Consider the following 19,490-nt stretch of genomic DNA (forward strand, 5'->3'; position numbering starts at 1 on the left):
GCGCGGTGAAGGCCCGTCGGTGAACTGAAGTTCACCACCGTTACCAGGAGTGATGCGGTCCGAAGCCGTGGAAATCGCCCGATCGGGCAAGTCCCCCGTGGTCCGTGCCGCCGGGGTGGTCGCTGCGCCTGTCATAGGCGTGAAGCCTAACCTGACCACGTGTGCGAGCCCGGCAATGAACACCTGAGCAAGGCGGAGTGGCGTTCTCGGATAACCGCCGAACGGCGTTCACAGGTGACGGAACAGCGGGCCAGGGAGGCCGTCGCGCTGGCCGCCTCGGCCGCTCGGCTGCCGGGCGAGGTCGTGTGCGCGTACGTACCGTTCGGGACGGAACCGGGTTCGACGTCACTCCTTGATCAACTTCTGGACCAGGGCAAACGGGTACTGCTGCCGATCGTCCCGGACGAGCCGGGACCGCTCGGGTGGGCGGTCTACGAAGGCTCGTCGAGCCTCGGCCCGGGCAGGCTGCGCGGGCTGCTCGAACCGACCGGCCGCCGGCTCGGTCCCGACACGCTGGGGACGGCCGATCTGGTGCTGATCCCCGCGCTCGCCGTCGACGACGAAGGTGTCCGGCTCGGCAGGGGCGCCGGGTACTACGACCGGTCGCTCTCCTTCGCCGCGCCGGGCGCCGCGCTGATCGCCGTCGTCCGGGACGCCGAACTCGTCCGTGAATTGCCTTCGGAACCGCATGACGTCCGCATGACCGGGGTACTGACCCCGGACCAGGGGGTCTCCCCGCGACCGGTAATACCTGGATAAGCAGGAGTGCTGACCCCGGACCAGGGTGCCGCCCCATGACCGGTAATACCTGGATAAGCAGGAGTGCTGACCCCAGACCAGGGTGCCGCCCCACGACCGGTAATACACTGACGCCCCGACGCAGTGGTTCAGAAAGGGCACAATGAGCTCTGACGCGCACCTGTCCGATCGATTCGCCGAAACGCTGTCGAAAATGCGTTCCGCGGGGGCCCACGCCATGGAGCTGGCGGCCCTGCGAAGGCGGCTCGAGCAGCTGTCCGAACCCGGCGCCGGTGAATTGCCGGGAAACGAACTCGAACCTCTCGATGACATCAGCAGGCTCGTGGATCTGCCCGAGCCGGACGACGCGGAAGCGCGCCGGGTCCTGGACCGCACGGCCGTGCTCAAGCTCAACGGCGGGCTCGGCACGAGCATGGGGCTCACCGGGCCGAAATCGCTGCTGGAAATCAAACCGGGGAAGACCTTCCTCGACGTCATCGCGATGCAGGTGCTCTCGACCCGCGCGAAGTACAAGGCGCGCCTTCCGCTGATCCTGATGAATTCGGCGGGTACCCGCGAACCTTCGCTGGAGTCGCTGAAGAAGTATCCCGATCTCGCCGACGACGTGATCCCCGCCGACTTCCTGCAGGGACGCGAACCGAAGATCACGGCCGACGGCAAGCCCGCCGAATGGCCCGCGAACCCGGAACTCGAATGGTGCCCGCCGGGACACGGCGACATCTACGTCGCGCTCGCGGTGAGCGGGATGCTCGAAACGCTGCTGGCGGAAGGCATCCGCTGGTGCTTCGTGTCCAACGCCGACAACCTCGGCGCGCTGCCGGACGCGCGGATCGCCGCGTGGCTCGCGAGCGAGGACATCCCGTTCGCGATGGAGACCGTGCTCGGCACCGCGGCCGACCGCAAGGGCGGGCACCTCGCGCGGCGCGCCGGCCGGATCGTCCTGCGTGAATCCGCGCAGGTGCCCGACGGCGACGATTCGTTCGGCGACGTCGCCAAGTGGCGTTTCTTCAACACCAACAACATCTGGTTCGACCTCGAACGGCTGAAATCCCTCCAGGACGCCGATCCGGCCGCGCCGCTGCTGCCGCTGATCGTGAACCGGAAGACCGTCGATCCGGCCGACGCGGCCAGCACGCCGGTGATCCAGCTCGAAACGGCGATGGGCGCGGCCATCGGATCCGTCGAGGGCGCGCGGGCCATCGAGATCCCGCGGACCCGGTTCGCGCCGGTCAAGACCACCGACGACCTGCTCGTCGTCAGGTCCGACGCGTACGTGCTCGACGACAGCGGGGAGATGATCCCGGAGTTCACCACCACCCCGCCGGTCGTCTCGCTGAGCAAGGAGTTCTACAAGCTCCTGCCGGACTTCGACGCGCGTATCCCTTCCGCGCCTTCGCTCAAGGAATGCACGAGCCTCGAAGTGGACGGCGACGTCACCTTCGGGAAGAACGTCGTCGCCCGCGGCGATGTGAAGATCACCGGGCCGAAGACCATCCCGGACGGCGAAGTTCTCTAGCCTCGCTGGGCGATGAACACGTACTCGCGTCCTGGACGGTCTGGAGCATCCCGGACGTCCAGGACGCGAAAACCGTGCTCCGCCAGCAAGGCCTCCAGGTCTTCGCGCTCGCGGAACCAGAGTTTCGAGTCCGAGGTGACGATCTCGCCGTCGGCGAACCGGTAGCTGTACCGGAACGAAACGAACGGAAGGTCCACCTCGGTGACCTCGCGCCACTGCTCGACCTCACCGACGCCGGGGACGTCGATGACGTCGTGCGCGGTGTCGGCGGACCAGTCCTCCCAGACGCGGCGGCCCGGACGCCGGATCTCGAACACCAGGTGACCACCCGGCTTCAGTGCCGTGCGGACGCCTTCGAGGGTCCGGCGCCATTCGTCATCGGTGAGGAAGACCTGGGCCACGTTCCCGGTCATCACGGCGAGATCGGCGCCCGCCTCGCCCACCGCCTTCGCGTCACCGTGGATCCAGGTGATCTTCCCTTCCGGGTCCTTGGCCTTCGCGATCTCCAGTGACGCCTCGGCCGGATCGACCCCCACCACCTCGATCCCGCGTTCGGCCAGGAGAACGGCCAGGCAGCCGGTGCCGCAGCCGACGTCGAGCACTCTCCCCGCCCCGAGTTCGCCGATGATCGCGAGGTAGTGGTCCAGATCGTCGCGAGCGCCGTCGAAGGCGTCGTAGATCGGTGCCAGCCGGGCGTGGGCGAAGAGCGCGTCAGGCATTCGGCGACGATAGCTCCGGGACCCGTTCGGGAGCCACGGATTTACGGTCGCGCCGCCAGGCCCGCTCGCCCAGCAGTGCCAGGAACGCGGGCAGCAGCACGCCGCGGACCAGCGTGGCGTCGATCAGGACGGCGACCGCCATCCCGACACCCATCATCTTGTACTCGATCGCGCTCAACGTGATGAAGACGCTGAACACGCCGACCATGATCACGGCCGCGCCACTGACCACCCCCGCGCTGGTGCCGGTGCCGCGGACGATCGCGGTGACGGCTCCGTCGGCCCGGCGTTCACGGATCCGGCTGAGGATGAAGATGTGGTAGTCCATGCTCAGCCCGAGCAACAGGACGAACATGAACATCGGCAGCCAGCCGACCACCCCGCCGTACGGGGTGAATCCCAGCAGGGAAGCGAAATGGCCGTCCTGGAAGATCCAGGTGAGCACGCCGTAGGCCGCGCCGATCGACAGCAGGTTCAGCAGGATCGACACGAGCGCCACCGCCACGGACCGGAAGGCCAGCAGCAGCAACACGAGCGCCGCCAGCAGGACGAAACCGACGACCAGCGGCATCCGGTCGATCACCCGGTCGGCGAAGTCGCGGGCGTTCGCCGTCCGGCCCGACACCGCGAACTCGACGCCGTCCACCTCGCCGATCGTCGCGGGCAGTACCTCGGTGCGCAGTTTCGCCAGCGCGGCATCGGCTTCCGCGTCCCGGCCCGCGCCCGACAGCGGGACCCGGACGACCACCGCCTCGTCGACGTTCGCGACCGCGACGGGTTTGTTCAGCACGCCGCCGGTTTCCCCGATCCTTCGTTCGAGATCGGTGATCGCCGAGCGCAGTGCCGGGCTGTCGACCGGGCCGCCGTCCTCGGCCGTCAGCACCACCGTCGCGGGGTAGACGACGCCTGGGAAGGCTTCCTGGGTGCGGACGGCGGAGTCGATGGTCGCCATCGATCGAGGCAGGCTCTCCGCCGGTGTCGGATCCTGTAGATGCATGCCGAGCGCGGGCAAGGTGAGCAGGATCAGCGACGCGGTCGCGAGCCCGCCCCACAACGACGGCCGCCGGGTGACGGCGCGGGCGATCGCGGACCAGAAGCGCGAGTTCTCCGCGGTGGTGCGCCGCTTGCCCAGCCAAGGAATCCGGCCGCGATCGACCTTGTCGCCCAGCAAGGACAGCAGCGCGGGCAGCACGGTGACCGCGCCGAGCACGGCCAGGCCCACCACGAACGCCGTACTGATCGCGAGCCCCGTGAAGTTGTCGAGCCCGGTCAACACCAGCCCGCTCACACACAGGACGACCGTCACGCCCGAGACGACCACGACGTGCCCGGACGTCCCCGACGCGATCAGGATCGCGTCGTCGATCGAATGCCCCCGCGCACGCTCTTCTCGTTGCCGCCTCAGGAAGAACAGCGAATAGTCGACGCCGACCGCCATCCCGATGAGCAGCGTGATCACCGTCGTCGCGCCGTTGATCGGGGTGAGGTCGTCGACGACGGAGAGGAAACCGAACGTCGCCGCGACACTCGTTCCGGCCAGCAGCAACGGGACCGACGCCGCGACCAGCGCCCCGAAGACGATCAGCAGGATCACCAGTGTCATCGGCAGCGAAAGGAGCTCCGACCGTTTGACGTCTTCCCGGATGCCTTTGTCGACCACGGTCGACAGGCTGAGGTCCCCGGACAGACCCAACCGGACGGACGGATGCCGGGCGGCGACCCCGTCGACCTGCGCGGAAGCGGTCTCGAAGTTCGGCCGGATGTCCTTGTCCCCGCCCGCGATCGAGAAGCCGACGAGACCGGACACGCCGTCGGCCGAGATCCGGTCCGCGCCGTCGGGGGCCAGCGGCGAGCGGACGTCGGCGACGGAACCGGAGCGGGTGAGCGTGGTGATCAGGTCGTCGGTCGCCCGCCGGAGTTCTTCGTTCGAGGTGAACGGTGCCGAGCCGGCGTTCTTCGGTTGGACGAGGACGTTCTCGCGTAAGGGGTCGAAGGTGTTCTGGGCGTTCAAAGCCGTCTGCGCGCGACCGGATTCGCCGGGATCGGTGCTCCGCCGGCTTTCGCCGTCCAGCAGGGCACCCGACAGCAGGGCGACGACCACGAGGGCGACCCAGCAGACGAGAGTGAGCGCGCGATGCCGGAGGGACCAGGCGGCGAGCTTTTCGGGCAGCATGAACTACAGTCCTTTACGTGAAGGAGTGAGATGCCTCGGGCGAGGTTTTTGCTTCTTCTTTCCTGGGCCGTCGAGTTGCCGCTCGGCGGCCCAGGGTCCTTTCACCGGGTGGTCAGTCGACCTCCTTGAGGATCCGCTCGACCGAGCCCACGCTCTTCTGGAGATCCGCGAGGCGGCCGTCGAGTTCGGTGAGTTTGCGTTCGGTCTCTTCCTGCGCCTGGACGGCTTTTTCGGCGAGCCTGCGGTATTCCTGTTCCCGCGCGAGCGCGCCCTTGGCCCGGATGGTCGCGCCGAACTGCCACACGACCACCGTGATCACCACGGTGAGGAACACGAAGATGCCGATCAGTCCGGCGACTTCCTGCCATTGATGCCACTTCACGGTCGTTCCCCCTCATCGCCCGCCGACGGCGTGGTCAGTGTCGGTGCCGCGGCGGCGATGGCGTCCGGGCTCAGTTCGATCAGGAACGGTTTCACCTCGTAGAACTTCATCGCTTTCCCGTCCTCCGACAGCTCCAGGGTGGCCGACACGAGCCCGGCCGCCTCCAGTTTGCGCAGGTGGAGCTGCAACAGCGCCCGGCTGATGCCGAGCTCTCGCGCCAGCTGACTCACGTACGCGCGCTCCTCGCGGAGCGCCGCGACGATCCGCAGCCGATGCGGATTCGCCAATGCCCCCAGCAGCCGCAGCAGCTCGTCGCCGGACGGTCCGGTGGCGCTCATGGCAGGCTCCCGCACATGCCAAAGAAATCTAGCAGGTGCTGGCTCGATCTACCAGGTGCTCCATCCAGGCGTTCGGTTCCGTGTAGACGCCGACGTCCAGCGCCGAGGAGGCGAGCACCGGCGCGATCCCGCCGGGAACGGCCGTGAGGCCGTCCTGGAGTTCGACGCCGGTCCACGCCTTCCACTGGGCGAACGTGCCCGTGACCGTCATCGCGAACGGCGCCACTTTCACGAACCGGGCACCGAGCCGCTCGTGCGTGCGCAGCCAGGGATCCTCGGGCAGCCCGTCCGGGCGACGGCGCGCGACGTAGTCCTCAAAGGACAGTCCAGGTTCGTTCTCCTTCCCGGCCGGGCGGACCGGCACGACGAGGTTGCGCATCCCTGTTTCCGAGGCGCGCTTTTTCAACGCTTCCAACGCTTTTGTGGCCAGGCCGCCACCGCGGCGGCCTGGCGCGACCATCACTTCGAGGGCGATCAGCGTATTCGTCTCACGGGCGCTCATCAGATCTTCGGCGGCCCAGATCAGGGCGGCGTCCCAGCCGTGGTCCGGCAGTTCCGGGCGTTCGGCCGTCGGGAATCCGACCGGGACGGCGGCCACTCTCGCCACCGGGACGCCGTCTTCCAGCAGCACGAGGAAGTATTCCGGCCAGCGGGCGGCCAGGTGGGACGACTTCGCCAGCAGGCCCGCCAGGCCGTGCTGGAGGAATTCGCCGCCGACACCGCCGAGGCCGAGCGCGGGCTCACGCAGCTCAGGCCGGGTGGCCAGGTCTTCGATCACGATCATGTCCTCAGTAGACCCGAGGACACGCGATTCTCACGAGGTGGTTTTCACGATGGTCTAGCGAACCGGCAGCGCGCGGCGCCTTCCGGTGAGACCGGTGGTGTTGAGGTTGGCTCGCTCACCGGCCGAATGTCCGTCGAGATAGCCGCTTCCGGACAGCCGCCTCGGCGGTGCCGAGCGCAAGTCGCCGTATTGCTCATCGTACGCCTGTTTGACCATCGCCGTCCGGTCCTGGATCACCAGTTCGGCGGAGCGATGACCCGCCGCCGTGGTGTGGGTGCGGGCAGCGGTGTCTTCGCTGTTGCGGAGCCTTTCGTAGACGGCGCCGGAGAATCCGTGCAGCCAGGTGCGCCGGTACGCGGCCAGCGATTCGCCCGCGAACACCCGGTTCTCCGGGCGGACCCTGGTCAGCTGGGTGGTCGCTTGCAGCAGCAGGCTGGTGTACAGCAGTTCCGTGCGCTCCAGATCGGACCGGAAGCCGAACACGGTCACCGCGGTGACCGACTGGCCGAGCCGGTGCAGCAGGGCCCGGCAGCGCAGCGGATGCGCGATGTTCGTGAGCAGTCCCGCCTTGTCCCGGCTGTACGGGTTTTCGAGCGGGATCATGACCTGGGTGATCTCGTCGGCGGTCGCCCCGGAGGCGGCCAGCAGCGCCTGGTCGATGCCGTACCTGGCGATCAGTTCGGCGGCCTTGGTGTTGTACGACTCGGCTTCGGCCTCGGTGACCGCCGGGTCCTCCGCCTTCGCGAGGAGTTTCCGGACGCGCGCGAGCAGCGTGTCATGGTCGGGCATGGCCCTCCTTCCTGATTGGGTTGGAGCGGGTCAATCTAGGAGAGAGGTCCGACAATATTCGGACGGGAAGTTCGGATCCGGCAAGGGGGCGGTATGGCGGTCGACGTTTCGGTGGTCGGTTCCGGGCCGAACGGCCTCGCGGCGGCGGTGCTGCTGGTCAGGGCGGGCCTGTCGGTCGAAGTGCACGAGGCGGCGGACGAGATCGGCGGTGGGACGCGCACGGCCCCGCTGTTCGACGACGACGTCCGGCACGACATCTGCGCGACCGGGCATCCACTGGCCGCGGCGTCTCCCTTCTTCCGCTGGTTCGATCTCGCCGGGCACGGAGTCGACCTCCTGCGGCCGGAGGTCGCGTACGCGCACCCGATCGACGGTAGCCGCGCCGGACTCGCCTATGAAGATCTCGACCGGACCTGTGATGCCCTTGGTACGGACGGTCCCCGGTGGCGCCGCCTGCTGGGGCCGCTGGCCGCGAACAGTCGCGAGCTGGCCGATCTCCTGCTCAGCGACTTCCGTCATCCGCCACGGGACCCGCGCGCCGCCGCGCTTCTCCCCGCCCGGACGGCGCTGCTCGCTTCCGGGCTGGAACGCCGTCTGTTCAACGGTCCGGAAGCGCCCGCGCTCCTTTCCGGTGTCTCCGCGCACGTGATGAGCCGTCAACCTTCGCTCGCCGCGGCCGGCGCGACCCTCCTGCTCGGCCACCTCGCGCATTCGACCGGCTGGCCGATCGCCCGCGGCGGCAGCCAGCGCATCACCGAGGCGCTCGCCGCCGATCTCCGCGCGCACGGCGGGCGGATCCACACCGGCAGCCGGATCACGGATCTGCGGTGCTTGGCGGGTTCGCGAACGGTGGTCCTCGATCTCGCGCCGCGCGGTTTCCTCGACATCGCGCGGGATCTGATGCCGCCGCGATATCGGAAGGCGCTGGAGTCCTATCGCTACGGGCCCGGCGTGGCGAAGGTGGACTTCCTGGTGTCCGAACCGGTTCCGTGGGCGGTCCCGGAGGTCGGCAAGGCGGGCACCGTCCATCTCGGAGGCACGCGGGACGAGGTGTACGCCGCGGAGAACGCCGTCGTGCGCGGGGAGACTCCGGAAGACCGATTCGTGCTCGTGTCCGATCCGATGGTGCTCGACCCCTCCCGCGGGCTGCCGGGCAAACGGCCGGTGTGGGCATACTGCCATGTGCGGCACGGGGATCCGCGAGACGTCACCGAGCTCGTCCGGCGGAGGATCGAACGGTTCGCGCCCGGGTTCTCCGACACGATCCTGGCGAGTCGCTGCCTCACCGCGCCGGAGCTGGAGGCCTACAACGCGAACTATCCCGGAGGGGACGTCGCCGCCGGCGCGGTCGATCTGCGCCAGGTGCTCGGAAGGCCTGTCACGCGCTGGAATCCGCATCGCACCCCGCTCGGCGGTGTCTTCCTGTGCTCGGCCGCGACGGCGCCGGGACCCGGTGTGCACGGAATGGGCGGCTGGTATGCCGCGAAATCCGTGCTTGGGAAAGACTTCGATCGCGTTATTCAAGAATTCCGGGGCCGTACGAGCCCTGTTTCGTAGGCGACCACCACGGCCTGGGCCCGGCTGGAAATACCGAGTTTCGTCATCAACCGGTTCAGATGCGTCTTCACGGTGGCCTCGCTGACCAGCAGGCTCCGCGCGATGTCGGAATTCGGCACGCCGGTGCCGACGTAGCGCAGCACCTCGAGTTCGCGTTCGGTCAGTCCGGTGAGGGCGGGCGGGGCCGCCGGTTTCTCCGGCGGGCCCTGGGTGAAGGCCTCGACCAGCCGCCGGGTGATGGTCGGCCCGAACAGCATGTCGCCGCGCGCGACGGCGTGGATCCCGGCGATCAGCGTCTCCGGCGGGCAGTCCTTGAGCAGGAAGCCCGCCGCTCCCGCGCGCAACGCGGTGTAGACGTATTCGTCGAGGTCGAACACCGTCAGCATGAGCACGTTCGGCTTCTCCGGACCGGCCTGCGCGAGGATCCGCTCGGTCGCCTTGACCCCGTCGAGCCCGGGCAGCCGGATGTCCATCAAGATCACGTCGGGACGCAGGTCGAGGGCTTTCTCGACGGCTTCGAGCCCGTTTCGCGCTTCGCCCGCGACGTGCACGTCGGGAACGGCGTCGAGCAGAGCGACGAAGCCCGCCCGTACGAGATCCTGGTCGTCGACCACCAGCACACTGGTCACCGGGCTCGCTCCTGCGGAAGATAGGGAAGGGTCAGTTCGATCGCGAAACCACCGGATTCTGCCGGTCCCATTTCGATCGAACCACCGTACATTCTCGCCCGTTCGCGCATTCCGATGAGGCCTTGTCCGGCCGGATCGGACGGTGGTGTGTCTTCGGGAGCGGAATTGCGGACGCTCAGCACGAGCGCCGCCTCGCCGTATTCGAGGACGAGCTCCACACTCGCCTTGTCCGCGTGTTTCAGTACGTTCGTAAGCGCTTCCTGCGCGATTCGGTAGGTGCACAGTTGCTGTCCCGGCGGAAGCCGTCGCGGTTCGCCGACGGTCCGCGCCTTCACGGTGAGGCCGGCTTCGCGCACGCGGGCGACCAGCGCGGGCAAATCGGCGAGACCGGGCTGAGGGCGGTACTCGTATGTTTCACGTTGCGGTGGGCGCAACACCCCGAGCAGCCGCCGCAGTTCGTCGAGCGCTTCGGTCGTGGTGCCGGTGATCGTGTCCAGCGCGGTGCGCGCGGTGCCGGGGGAGGACTCGAAGACGTATCGCGCGAGGTTCGCCTGCACCGCGATCACCGAGATGTGGTGGGAAACGACGTCGTGCAGCTCGTGCGCGATGCGGATGCGCTCCTCGACGACGGCCTGTTCCGCTTCGAGCCGGATCTCGCGCTCCGCGCGGACGGCGCGTTCCACCAGCCGGTCCGCGCGCAGGAAACCGAGCCGTCCGACGATGATCGTGCCCACGCACTGCGCGATCAGGCGTGTCGTGTCGGCCACGAACGACGGCACTTCCCCGAGGACGAGCCCTGCCTCGAACAGCACGACCCACGCGATGGTCGGTGCCACGGCCTTCGCGGGCGGATAGCGCGCCCACACCGTGTACGCCGCGATGAAGGCCGAGGGCTCGCCCAAGGTGGCCCGGTAACCCAAGGCGGTGTACACGGTCATGATCGAGACCGACGTGAGCAGGACCGCGATCGGATAGCGGCGGCGCACCAGCAGCGGGAGCGCGACGAGCACCGCGAGGGCGACGCCTTCGGCCTCGACCGGATCGCCGAACGCGCCGCCGCGGGGTGCCGCGCCCAGTGCCAGGAGAGTGGCCGAGGCCGCCGTGATCAGAAAATCGATGAGCGCCGGCCGTGCACGGAGGAGCTGAAAGGGCTGAGCGAGGGACGGCACTTCCGAAAGTTACCGCCGGAGCGTCGGACCGCCCAATTCCTGCAACTTTCGCGGTATTCGACCGGCGATATACCGCGAAGGTTTACCTCGCCTTCCGACTCGCGGTGATTCCGCTCGATGATCCGTCCGGATAACGTCGGGGCAGGATGGATATTCCATTCCCCAACTCGGCGAAGAGGTCGCCCTCCTCCGGGTAAGAGGGCCTTCGGGAGGGGATATCCGGAGCGGGTCGCCTCTTCGCCGAGCCTCAGCTCAGATAAGCGTCCAGCGTGACGGCCAGCGCGCTTTCCGGTGACGGCGCGAAGCTCGCACCAGCCAATCCGCCCCAGAGCCACAGCTGGGCGAGACCGTGCAGCGACGCCCACAGTGAGGACGCGAGCAGCCGCGGATCGGTCGCGGGATGCCAGTCTCCGTCCTGGAGCGCGCCTACGAGCGAGGCGAAGAAGTCGAAGACCGCGCTGCTCACCCGCGTGAGTTCGGTGTCGTCCGGATCGATGAGATCGCGGCGGAACATCAGCTCGAACATCGCCGGATTGGTCAGCGCGAAGTCGAGATAGCCGTGGCAGGCCGCGATGAGCCGCTCGCGCGGCGTCCCGTCCGGCAGGCCGGTGCCGCGATCGAGCAGTTCGGTGTAGCCGCGGGTGGCGACCGCCGAGAGCAGGGCCGCGCGCCCGGAGAAATGCCGCAGCGGCGCGCCGTGCGAGACGCCGGCCGCCTTGGCGATCCCGCGCAGCGTCACCGCGCCGACGCCCTCTTCGGCCAGCAGGTTCGCCGCGGTGTCGATCAGGCGGGTTCGGGCGCCCACGACCGGGTCTCCTCGAGGACGGGCAGCAGGTCGGGGCGCTTCGGCAGGAAGCCGTCGCCCGGCTGGCGGCCGCTGAGCCGGTTGCGGAACCGGCTGGCCGCGACCGGGAGGACTTCCCGGGTCAGCCAGCGCAGGTCCGCGCGCAGGCCGGGGCGTCCCGCCGAACCGGGGAGCGGGGCGAGCCAGGCCGGGTCGTGGGTGACGCCGAGCTTGCCGAGCACGTGCCCGGCCAGGCGCCGGTGCCCTTGTTCGGACAGGTGCAGCCGATCCGGGCCGAAGTAGCGGGAATCGTGCGCGGCGTCGTCCGGCCAGAGGTCGACGAGCGTCGCGCCGTAGCTGACGGACGCTTCGCGGACGGCGTCGTTCAGCGCGACGATGCGCGGGCGCATGCGGTGACCCATCGGCATGCGGTGGGAGATGTCGCTGAGGGTGAAGGTGACGACGTCCGGCGCGATCTCGGTGCAGGCGCGGATGGTGGCGTCGACGCGGCGGGCGACCGTGTGCGCGTCCCAGCCGCGGCTCATCACGTCGTTGCCGCCGCCGAACAGCGCGATCAGATCCGGCCGCAACCCGCTCGCCGCCGGGGTCTGCTCGGCGTGGATCTGGTCGAGCCTGCGCCCGCGGACCGCGAGATTGGCGTAACGGAAACCCGGCTCTTCCTCGGCGAGGCGTGCCGCGACGAAGTCGGCCCAGCCGCGGTAGAAGCCGCCCGACGGATGCGGATCGGCCAGCCCTTCGGCGCAGCTGTCGCCGAGCGCGACGAAACGTTGGTAGCCCATCCAGATCTCCGTAACCGCGAGTTCACCTTGTAGACACTGTCTATCAAACTCACGTAGACGCTGTCTACTTCGGGGGAGCGGGGGACCTTTGCTATCGCCCGAGCCGGGCGCGGTGGGTGAACGCGAGAGCACGCCGCGGGTCTCCGTCCGGGAGCACCCGGCACAGCGCGTCGATGATCTCCAGGTCGTCCGCGCCGCAAGGGGTCTCCCAGTACGACCACAGCGCCGCCGCGTCCCCGCTGCCGAGCGCGACCCGCCGGACCGACGCGGTGACCGACTCGCGCTCCTCGCGGATGGCAGGCGACTCCGATTCGGCCAGCAGCGGCCCGCGGAACGCGTTCGCGGCACCGGCGACGTCGCCCCGTTTGAGCGCCGCGCGGACCCGCAGGAAGTCGGCGTCCACCTCGGCGGAGAGCCGGTACGGCCGGGTCCGCACGATGTCCGATCCGAGCTGCGTCCGCAGCCGGTGGATCTCCGCGCGCACCGTCACCGGGTTGCCGCTCTCGCCGTAGAGCAGCAAAGCCAGCCGTTCCGCCGAGAGACCACCGGGATACAGGGCGAGCAGGGTGAGGATTTCCGCGTGCCGCAGCGTGAACGGCACCTCGCGACCGTCCACTGTGGTCGATGGTGGGCCGTCGGTGAGGAACTCCAGCGCGAGCCGCGGCCGCCTCGACGGACCCCGGCTCCGCAGGCGCAGCAGATAGCCCTCGTTCAACGGCTCCACCGTCCCGAGCCGGCCGTCGGGCAGGGTGACCGCGCCGCCACCGGGCCGGATGTCCACGGTGGCGGGAAGATCGCCGCAGGATTCGGCCGCCAGCACGCGCCCCTTCGCCGAAAGCAAGGCGCCGGGAGTGCCGCGCAACGCTTCCAGATGAGACATGTTGGCGATCCGCAACCGCTCGTCGAGCAGCGCGAGCCGGGCCCGCAGCTGGCCTTCGGCGAGCTGCGCTGCCGCCGTGACCAGCGCGAGCATCGCCGGATGGACCGTCCGCAGCGGGCCGCTGACGTCGATCGACCCGAGCAGCGCGCCGGTCTCCGGGTCTCGCACGGGCGCCGCGGCGCAGGTCCAGCCGTGGTAGGTCCGCACGAGATGCTCGGCGGAGTAGATCTGCACCGGTTCCCCGGTGGCGAGCGTGGTGCCCATCGCGTTCGTGCCGATGACGTCCTCGCTCCAGCGCGTCCCCTCGGCGAGCATCACGCCGTCCGCGCGCCGCAGCACCCCGGCCGCGCCTTCGCGCCACAGGATGTGCCCGGCCGCATCGGTCACGATCATCATGTGCTCGGCGTCGTCGGCGATGCTCACCAGCGTCTGCCGCAGGATCGGCAGCACCGGCGCCAGCGGATGCTCGTCCCGCAGCCCGCTCACTTCGCCCGGGTCGTAGACCAGCGGGGCGACGCCCGTGTCCGGGTCGACCCGCGCGGCGAGCGAGCGGTTCCACGACGCCGACACGATCGACCTGGGGGAACGCGGCGCGGGAACACCGGAGAGGACGGCTTCGCGGACGTCCTTCAGCAGCCGCGCGTACGCCTGAGGGTCACGCGGCGACGCTTCACCTCCGGGCAGCTCCGCCACGTTTTCGAGGATAGGTGACCGGGCTCACTACGTTGCAACGTGCGTGCAACCTCACCCGGCCTACCTTCGCCGCCATCCGCCACCCCTAGCGATGAGGCAGGAAAGATGGCCAAGTACGCGGCACCGAACACCGAAGGCAGCGTCGTCAGCTACGAGTCGCGCTACGACCACTACATCGGCGGCGAGTACGTACCGCCCGCGAGCGGTCAGTACTTCGAGAATCCGACCCCGGTGACCGGGCAGGCGTTCACCGAGATCGCCCGCGGTACCGCCGCCGACGTCGACCGCGCGCTCGACGCGGCCGAAGGCGCGGCCGCGGCCTGGGGCCGGACGTCGGTGGACGAACGGTCGAACGTGCTGCTCAGGATCGCCGACCGGATGGAACAGAACCTCGAAGCGATCGCCGTCGCCGAATCGTGGGAGAACGGCAAACCGGTCCGCGAGACCCTCGCCGCCGACATCCCACTGGCGATCGACCACTTCCGCTACTTCGCCGGCGCCCTGCGCGCCCAGGAGGGCGGCATCTCCCAGATCGACGACAACACCGTCGCCTACCACTTCCACGAGCCGCTCGGCGTCGTCGGTCAGATCATCCCGTGGAACTTCCCGCTGCTGATGGCGGTCTGGAAGCTCGCGCCCGCGCTCGCCGCGGGCAACGCGATCGTGCTCAAACCGGCCGAGCAGACCCCGGCGTCGATCCACCTGCTGATGTCGCTCATCGGCGACCTGATCCCGCCGGGCGTGCTGAACATCGTCAACGGGTTCGGGGTCGAGGCGGGCAAGCCGCTCGCGTCGAGCAACCGCGTGCGAAAGGTCGCGTTCACCGGCGAGACCACCACCGGGCGGCTGATCCTGCAGTACGCCAGCGAGAACATCATCCCGGTCACCGTCGAACTCGGCGGCAAGAGCCCGAACATCTTCTTCGACGACGTCGCCGCGGCCAACGACGCCTTCTACGACAAGGCACAGGAGGGCTTCGCGCTCTTCGCGCTGAACCAGGGCGAGGTCTGCACCTGCCCGTCCCGGGCGCTGATCCAGTCCGGTATCTACGACCGGTTCCTCGGCGACGCCGTCGAGCGCGTCAAGAAGATCAAGCAGGGGCACCCGCTCGACACCGAGACGCAGATCGGCGCGCAGGCCTCCAACGACCAGCTGGAGAAGATCCTCTCCTACATCGACATCGGTCAGAAGGAAGGCGCGAAGGTCCTCACCGGCGGCGAGCGCAGCGACCTCGGCGGCGAACTCTCCGGCGGGTACTACGTGCAGCCGACGGTCTTCGAGGGCGACAACAAGATGCGGATCTTCCAGGAGGAGATCTTCGGCCCGGTGGTCTCGGTGGCGAAGTTCGACGACTACGCCGATGCGCTGAAGATCGCCAACGACACGCTGTACGGCCTCGGCGCCGGTGTCTGGTCGCGCGACGGCAACACCGCCTACCGGGCGGGCCGCGACATCCAAGCGGGCCGGGTGTGGGTCAACAACTACCACGCGTACCCGGCGCACGCGGCCTTCGGCGGGTACAAGGCCTCCGGGATCGGGCGCGAGAACCACAAGATGATGCTGGATCACTACCAGCAGACCAAGAACATGCTGGTGTCCTATTCGGACAGTGCGCTCGGGTTCTTCTGATGACCGAGCGGGTCGGCCTGACACCGGCCGCCGCGGATCTCTTGCGGCGGTTGGTGTCGCTCCACGGGCCGGTGATGTTCCATCAGTCCGGCGGATGCTGTGACGGAAGCGCGCCGATGTGTTACCCGGCGGGCGAATTCCGCACCGGGGCGTCCGACGTCCGTCTCGGCGACCTGGTCGTCGAGGGGATCGAGGACGTCCCGGTGTGGATGTCCGGGCCGCAGTTCGAGTACTGGAAGCACACGCACCTGACCATCGACGTCGTCCCGGGGAGGGGAAGCGGATTCTCCTTGGAGGCACCCGAAGGAGTCCGCTTCCTGGTCCGCTCCCGGTTGTTCAGCGACGAGGAATCGGCGGAGCTGAACGGCCCAGCAACGCGATGAGCCGGTCGCCGGGCGCGGCGTCCGGAGGTGTCTCGACAGCGTGGTCGAAGGCGCCACCGGGCCCGCGCACCGGCATCGCGTCGGGGTAGCGGCTCGCCACGCGGAACGCGGCCGTCGCGAGTTCGTCGTCCCAGACGTGCTCGCGGCCGAGGGCGGCGTCGAGGTCCCAGCCGTGGGTGAGGTTGTCGACGAACAGCACGGCCAAGGCGTTCTTCCCGGGAAGCGGGCCGAAGGTCCCGAAGTCGAAGGTCTTCTCCAGGGCCTGGGCGTCGAAAGCCGCGAGGAACTCGGCGGAACTCTCGGCGTAGGACTGGGCGAGGTCGGCGTCCGTCGTCGGCCGGGTCCGCCTGGGCCGGTCGGACGCCTGTGCGGCGCGGTGTTCGTTGTTGTCGATCAGGTGTTTCACGATGTCCCGGACGGCCCACTCGGCGCAGGGGGTCGAGCGGTCCCAGTCGTCCGTGCCGATCCCGGCGATCGTCTCGCCCGTCGCCTGATGTGCCCTTGTCGTCAACGCGAGGAAGTCCATGCCCGGAACATATACGAACGGTCGTGCTATTTTCTAGAGTGTGAGCACACTCGAAGTGAACGAGGTCTTCGTCGGCCGTCCGACCGTGCTGGGGACGAAGCGCGACGTCGCGGTGTACAGCGCGATCTCGAAGTCGCGGGTCGGCGCGCCCTTCCTGGAACTCGGCGAAATCAACCTGGCCGGGGACGATCAGGCGGACCGCACCGTCCACGGCGGGGTCGACAAAGCGGTTTACGTCTATCCGGCCGCGCACTACGCGGCCTGGTCCGAGCAGGGGTTCGAAGCGGCCGCCGGCGATTTCGGGGAGAACCTGTCGGTCGGCGGCACGGACGAGTTCGAGGTACGGGTCGGCGACGTCTGGACCTGGGGAGACGCGCTGGTCCAGGTCTCGCAGCCGCGGACGCCGTGTTTCAAGCTCGCGATGAAGACCGGCCGCAAGGACGTCATCCCGGCGATGATCGATTCCGGCCGCAGCGGCTGGTACCTGCGGGTGCTCAGGGCCGGTCGGGTCCCGACGTCGGGGCGCATGACGCTGGAAGAACGCGATCCGGCGAATCCGACGATCGCCGAGGTGTACGTCGCGTCGTTCACCAACGTCGCTCGACTGGACGAAGACCGCCGGGCCGCGTACTGGGCGCTGCTGGACCGGGTGCTCGCGACGCCGACGCTTTCCCGGCAGTACCGTGACGGCCTGGAATCGGCGAAACGGCGGAAAGAGGAACGGAATGCCGGTTGACGGCCGGGTGGCCCGCGGCGACGCGACGAGGCGGATCGTGCTCCGGCGCGCCGTCGACATCGCGTCGGTCGAAGGGCTCGACGGGTTGTCGCTCGGCAGGCTCGCCACCGAATTGGAACTGAGCAAATCCGGGGTGTTCGCCCTGTTCGGTTCCAAGGAGGAACTGCAGCTCGCGACGGTCGAGACGGCGAGCGCGATCTTCGCGGAGAACGTCGTCGAGCCGACGCTGAAGGTCGAGCCGGGAATCGCCCGGCTGCGCGCGCTGTGCGCGAACTGGCTGGACTATTCGGAACGCCGGGTGTTCCCCGGTGGCTGTTTCTTCTTCAACACCGGTGCCGAATTCGACGCGCGGACCGGCCGGGTCCACGACGCGGTCGCGAAGGTGAGCCGGGCTTTCGCCCAGTTCATCCGCTCCACCGCCGTCGAAGCGCGGAAGCTGGGACACCTCCGCGCGTCCGTCGACGTGGAGCGGCTCGCCTTCGAACTGCACGCCCTCGGCCGGGCCGCGAACGCCGATTCGGTGATGTTCGGCGGCACGGAGCCCTACGCGCTGGCCCGTGCCGCCATCACCGAACGTCTCGACTACTGCCAGTCGACCTGAGTGGACCGGTAGAAGTCGATGCCCTGCTGAACCCAGCGCGGGCTCTGCTTCGCCAGCCGGAGCCGGTAGGCGTCCCAGGTCCGGGAATCCTTCGGCGACCAGCCGATCTCGGCGTAACCCGGCAGCCTCGGGAACGCCATGAACTCGATGTGCTCACTGGTCACGAGCGTTTCCGACCACAGCGGCGCCTCGACGCCGATGACGTTCTGTTCCGTCACGCCCTGCAAGTACGTGGCCGGATCCCAGTCGTAGCCGGTCTTGACCTCGATCAGCCCGGCCCAGCTCAGGCCGAGCGGGGTCTGCGGGTGGTACTTCATGTCCATGTAGGCCTTGTTGGCGGGCGACATGAGGATCTTGTTGCCCCGGGCGGCGGCCGCGGCGACGTTCGCGTCCGTACCGGTCGTGCCCCAGAACTGCGGGACGGCCGAAACCGGCGGATTGGTCTTGGCGATGTCGTGCCAGCCGGTGATCTGCTTGCCGTACTTCGCGACGATCGGCTGCACCTTCTTGGCGAAGGTCTGGTAATCCTCCGGAGTGGTCGCGTGTGCCTCGTCGCCGCCGATGTTGAGGTACTTGCCGGGGGTGAGCGCCGCCAGTTCGCGGAGGACGTCGTCGACGAAGGTGTAGGTGATGTCCTTGTTGATGCACAGCGAGCTATAGCCGACCTCGATGTCCGTGCGAGCCGGGATCGGCTTGCCGTCGCAGTTCAGTTCGGCGTACGAGTGCTGGGCCGCGTTGGTGTGTCCCGGCATGTCGATCTCGGGGACGACCGTGATGTGCCGCGAAGCCGCGTAGGCGACGAGATCCTTGTACTGCTCTTGCGTGTAGTACCCGCCGGGGCCGCCGCCGACGGCGGTCAGCCCGCCAACGGTCGCCAGCTTCGGCCAGCTCTTGATCTCGATCCGCCAGCCCTGGTCGTCGCTCAGGTGCAGGTGGAGGGTGTTGATCTTGTACTGCGCGATCTGGTCGATGTAGAGCTTGACCTGCGCCGGCGTGAAGAAGTGCCGGGCGACGTCGAGCATCGCGCTGCGGTAGCCGAAGCGCGGGTAGTCGAGCACGGTTCCGCCCGAGACCACCCACGAGCGCTTCTGGACGGTGGTCGCCTCGATCGCCGACGGGAGCAGCTGGCGCAGCGTCTGGACGCCGGAGAACAGGCCCTTGTCGGTTTTGGCCCGCAAGCTCACACCGGAGGACGACACCTTGAGCTGGTAGCCCTCGGTGCCGACGCGGTCGCTCGCGTGGCCGGTTTCGAGCGAGATGGCGGGGCCGCCGCCGCGGTGGCCGGTGACGACGGGCAGCCGGTAGCCGGTGGCGGGCCGGAGCAGCCCGGCCAGGTATTCGCCGACTTGTCTGCCGTCGCGGTCGGTGCGGATGACGGTCGCGGGGTTGAGCCGGAAGTTCGCGCGGGGGTCGGCTTTGGCTTCGACAGGCGCGGGGATGACGTCGGTGACGGTCCGTTCGGCCTTGGTGTGCTGAGCCGCGCTCGCCGTCGCGGGCAGGCCGAACGTCACGAGACTCAGGACGGCCACGCCGAGCACGGTTGTGGACAGGCGTTTACTCATGGAGCACCTCCGGTCGGGGAACTGGAGACTCTCTGCTCATAGAGGTATAGACCAATAGGGCAAAGGGGACAACACCCGATC

Annotated in this window: 20 protein-coding genes; 7 read left to right on the forward strand and 13 right to left on the reverse strand. The window is 68.7% G+C overall.

The genetic code is table 11. The features are described 5' to 3' along the window. Window positions 1–183: 183 nt before the first annotated feature. Window positions 184–759 (forward strand): 5-formyltetrahydrofolate cyclo-ligase, encoded by a 576-nt coding sequence (locus CFP71_RS32565; RefSeq protein ID WP_093937900.1) that lies wholly within the window; start codon window positions 184–186, stop codon window positions 757–759. 193 nt (window positions 760–952) lie between these two features. Further along, the gene (locus CFP71_RS32570) at window positions 953–2,275 is read left to right on the forward strand and encodes a UTP--glucose-1-phosphate uridylyltransferase (protein ID WP_244199931.1); all 1,323 of its coding nucleotides are present in this window, start codon (window positions 953–955) and stop codon (window positions 2,273–2,275) included. On the opposite strand, the gene CFP71_RS32575 is transcribed toward CFP71_RS32570, so the two are convergent. From CFP71_RS32575 to CFP71_RS32600, 6 genes are all read right to left on the reverse strand, one after another. Further along, window positions 2,272–2,994 carry a class I SAM-dependent methyltransferase gene (locus CFP71_RS32575; RefSeq protein ID WP_093937782.1) on the reverse strand — a complete coding sequence of 241 codons (723 nt, stop codon included), beginning with the start codon at window positions 2,992–2,994 and terminating at the stop codon, window positions 2,272–2,274. The two genes, CFP71_RS32570 and CFP71_RS32575, sit on opposite strands and share 4 nt — an antisense overlap. Beyond that, complete coding sequence (locus CFP71_RS32580; RefSeq protein ID WP_093937783.1) at window positions 2,987–5,167, reverse strand: MMPL family transporter; 2,181 nt, start codon at window positions 5,165–5,167, stop codon at window positions 2,987–2,989. Before CFP71_RS32580 ends, CFP71_RS32575 begins: the two co-directional genes overlap by 8 nt. 112 nt (window positions 5,168–5,279) lie before the next feature. Beyond that, on the reverse strand, window positions 5,280–5,549 hold the full coding sequence (locus CFP71_RS32585; RefSeq protein WP_005155628.1) for a hypothetical protein: 270 nt from the start codon (window positions 5,547–5,549) through the stop codon (window positions 5,280–5,282). Next, window positions 5,546–5,887, reverse strand: coding sequence for an ArsR/SmtB family transcription factor (locus tag CFP71_RS32590; RefSeq protein WP_093937784.1), 342 nt, complete (start codon window positions 5,885–5,887; stop codon window positions 5,546–5,548). Before CFP71_RS32590 ends, CFP71_RS32585 begins: the two co-directional genes overlap by 4 nt. 28 nt (window positions 5,888–5,915) lie before the next feature. Next, window positions 5,916–6,671, reverse strand: coding sequence for a GNAT family N-acetyltransferase (locus CFP71_RS32595; RefSeq protein ID WP_093937785.1), 756 nt, complete (start codon window positions 6,669–6,671; stop codon window positions 5,916–5,918). 54 nt (window positions 6,672–6,725) lie between these two features. After that, window positions 6,726–7,460 carry a DUF2786 domain-containing protein gene (locus CFP71_RS32600; protein ID WP_005155631.1) on the reverse strand — a complete coding sequence of 245 codons (735 nt, stop codon included), beginning with the start codon at window positions 7,458–7,460 and terminating at the stop codon, window positions 6,726–6,728. 93 nt (window positions 7,461–7,553) lie between these two features. Between CFP71_RS32600 and CFP71_RS32605 the strand changes: the two genes are divergently transcribed. Beyond that, window positions 7,554–9,017 carry a phytoene desaturase family protein gene (locus CFP71_RS32605; protein ID WP_093937786.1) on the forward strand — a complete coding sequence of 488 codons (1,464 nt, stop codon included), beginning with the start codon at window positions 7,554–7,556 and terminating at the stop codon, window positions 9,015–9,017. Here the strand turns inward: CFP71_RS32605 and CFP71_RS32610 are convergent. From CFP71_RS32610 to CFP71_RS32630, 5 genes are all read right to left on the reverse strand, one after another. Next, window positions 8,981–9,646: a response regulator gene (locus CFP71_RS32610; RefSeq protein ID WP_093937787.1), complete on the reverse strand. Its 666-nt coding sequence runs from the start codon at window positions 9,644–9,646 to the stop codon at window positions 8,981–8,983. The two genes, CFP71_RS32605 and CFP71_RS32610, sit on opposite strands and share 37 nt — an antisense overlap. Continuing rightward, window positions 9,643–10,815, reverse strand: a complete 1,173-nt coding sequence (locus CFP71_RS32615; protein WP_093937788.1) for a sensor histidine kinase — start codon at window positions 10,813–10,815, stop codon at window positions 9,643–9,645. Before CFP71_RS32615 ends, CFP71_RS32610 begins: the two co-directional genes overlap by 4 nt. A 247-nt stretch (window positions 10,816–11,062) precedes the next feature. After that, a complete protein-coding gene (locus CFP71_RS32620) occupies window positions 11,063–11,620 on the reverse strand; it encodes a TetR/AcrR family transcriptional regulator (RefSeq protein WP_093937789.1) in 558 nt (185 codons plus the stop codon). Beyond that, window positions 11,599–12,399, reverse strand: coding sequence for an SGNH/GDSL hydrolase family protein (locus tag CFP71_RS32625; protein WP_093937790.1), 801 nt, complete (start codon window positions 12,397–12,399; stop codon window positions 11,599–11,601). The genes CFP71_RS32620 and CFP71_RS32625 overlap by 22 nt, the downstream gene beginning before the upstream one ends. Window positions 12,400–12,490: 91 nt before the next feature. Then, window positions 12,491–13,972, reverse strand: a complete 1,482-nt coding sequence (locus CFP71_RS32630; protein WP_093937791.1) for a helix-turn-helix domain-containing protein — start codon at window positions 13,970–13,972, stop codon at window positions 12,491–12,493. 105 nt (window positions 13,973–14,077) lie between these two features. On the opposite strand from CFP71_RS32630, the gene exaC reads away from it, so the two are divergent. Next, the gene (gene exaC / locus CFP71_RS32635) at window positions 14,078–15,601 is read left to right on the forward strand and encodes an acetaldehyde dehydrogenase ExaC (RefSeq protein ID WP_093937792.1); all 1,524 of its coding nucleotides are present in this window, start codon (window positions 14,078–14,080) and stop codon (window positions 15,599–15,601) included. Then, the gene (locus CFP71_RS32640) at window positions 15,601–15,984 is read left to right on the forward strand and encodes a DUF779 domain-containing protein (RefSeq protein WP_093937793.1); all 384 of its coding nucleotides are present in this window, start codon (window positions 15,601–15,603) and stop codon (window positions 15,982–15,984) included. Before exaC ends, CFP71_RS32640 begins: the two co-directional genes overlap by 1 nt. On the opposite strand, the gene CFP71_RS32645 is transcribed toward CFP71_RS32640, so the two are convergent. Continuing rightward, the gene (locus tag CFP71_RS32645) at window positions 15,938–16,510 is read right to left on the reverse strand and encodes a TIGR03086 family metal-binding protein (protein ID WP_093937794.1); all 573 of its coding nucleotides are present in this window, start codon (window positions 16,508–16,510) and stop codon (window positions 15,938–15,940) included. The two genes, CFP71_RS32640 and CFP71_RS32645, sit on opposite strands and share 47 nt — an antisense overlap. 40 nt (window positions 16,511–16,550) lie before the next feature. On the opposite strand from CFP71_RS32645, the gene CFP71_RS32650 reads away from it, so the two are divergent. Then, window positions 16,551–17,246 (forward strand): MOSC domain-containing protein, encoded by a 696-nt coding sequence (locus CFP71_RS32650; protein WP_093937795.1) that lies wholly within the window; start codon window positions 16,551–16,553, stop codon window positions 17,244–17,246. Beyond that, on the forward strand, window positions 17,236–17,847 hold the full coding sequence (locus CFP71_RS32655) for a TetR/AcrR family transcriptional regulator (RefSeq protein ID WP_093937796.1): 612 nt from the start codon (window positions 17,236–17,238) through the stop codon (window positions 17,845–17,847). The genes CFP71_RS32650 and CFP71_RS32655 overlap by 11 nt, the downstream gene beginning before the upstream one ends. On the opposite strand, the gene CFP71_RS32660 is transcribed toward CFP71_RS32655, so the two are convergent. Beyond that, window positions 17,829–19,409, reverse strand: coding sequence for a beta-N-acetylhexosaminidase (locus CFP71_RS32660; protein WP_093937797.1), 1,581 nt, complete (start codon window positions 19,407–19,409; stop codon window positions 17,829–17,831). The genes CFP71_RS32655 and CFP71_RS32660 overlap by 19 nt on opposite strands. Window positions 19,410–19,490: the final 81 nt, after the last annotated feature.

Source organism: Amycolatopsis thailandensis, from assembly GCF_002234405.1.
Lineage (GTDB): Bacteria > Actinomycetota > Actinomycetes > Mycobacteriales > Pseudonocardiaceae > Amycolatopsis > Amycolatopsis thailandensis.